This is a genomic window from Ideonella sp. P3_A4 (genome assembly GCF_056403075.1).
Map to the genome: position 1 here is coordinate 1 of NZ_JBFUGE010001062.1, position 1,328 is coordinate 1,328.

The 1,328-nt window shown below is 69.5% G+C and carries 1 protein-coding gene; it reads left to right on the top strand.

Translation table 11 applies throughout. The annotated features are described in order from the left end of the window. A partial coding sequence (locus tag AC1DYI_RS35855) for a class I SAM-dependent methyltransferase (protein WP_477208853.1) occupies positions 1-1,238 on the top strand: 1,238 nt, incomplete at its 5' end. Positions 1,239-1,328 lie beyond the last annotated feature (90 nt).

The following is a 1,328-nucleotide window of genomic DNA, read 5'->3' on the forward strand; positions in this document are numbered from 1 at the left end:
GCGATGCGCTGGCCGATCTGGCCCGGCGCGCCCGCTTTTTCGAGGCGCTGTCGGCCAGCTTGGCGAACGGGCAATTTCGCCGCCTGGTGCTGGCCAAGCCCCGCAGCGGGGCCGGCGACTTGGTGCGCGTCAGCGCCAAGCCGATCGAACTGCGCGGCGTGGCGTGCCTGCAACTGTTGCACCAGCACCGCACCCGCGACGTGACTGAGAACTTGGCCGTAGACCAAGTTCAGGCGCGGCTCGAGGGTTTGCTCGGCAGCGTCCTGGCGCATGGCCACCTGTTCACCACCGACGAAGAGCTGCAGCTGCTGATCAGCAAGAAGGGCCGCGTCGCGCTGCACCGGGCACGCGTCACGTCGGCTGAAGAAGCGCCTGGCGACGCTGCGTCTGCGCACGGACACGAGCGCGCGAAGCAACGCCTGCTGGCGCTGGACGCGCCGTTTCTGCAGGCTTTGGGCGTGGTCGACCGCGGCGGTGCGCTGGTGCCGGCGATGGCGCGCAAGTGGAAGCAGATCAACAAGTTCGTCGAGGTGCTGGACCACGCGCTGGACGAAGCCGGCCTGGCCCAGGGCACGCCGCCGGCCGATGCGCCGCCGCTGCAGGTGGTCGATTTCGGTGCCGGCAAGGGCTACCTGACTTTCGCCACCCACCACCATCTCGCCCAGGGCCGCGGCTGGCCGGTGCGCACGCTCGGCGTCGAGTTGCGCCAGGAGCTGGTCGACCTGTGCAACGACGCGGCTCAGCGCTGCGCCATGGCCGGTCTCGATTTCGAATGCGGCGACGTCAGCCGCGTATTGCCGCCGCATGTCGACGTGATGATCGCGCTGCACGCCTGCGACACCGCGACCGACCATGCGCTGAACGCCGGCATCCGCGCCGGCGCAGCGGTGATCCTGAGCTCACCCTGCTGCCACAAGCAGATCCGGCCGCAGCTGCAACTGCCGGCGGTGCTGCGGCCGATGCTGCGCCATGGCATCCACCTGGGCCAGGAAGCCGAGATGGTGACCGACAGCCTGCGCGCGCTGCTGCTCGAATCGCGAGGCTACGACGCGCAGGTGTTCGAGTTCGTCTCGCTGGAGCACACCAGCAAGAACAAGATGATCCTCGCGGTGCGCCGACGCCAGTCGCTGCCCGCCGCACGCCAGGCGGCACTGCTGGCGCAGATCGCCGAGATCAAGGCGTTTTACGGGATCCAGGAGCACTGCCTGGAAACGCTGCTGCAGGCCGAGCCGGCTTAAGCGCCAACGGCGCCGCAGGCACCCGTCACGCGGTGCAGGTCACCCGCGTGATCACGGCGGCCAGGCGGCCCAGGTCGAGCGGCTTGGCCA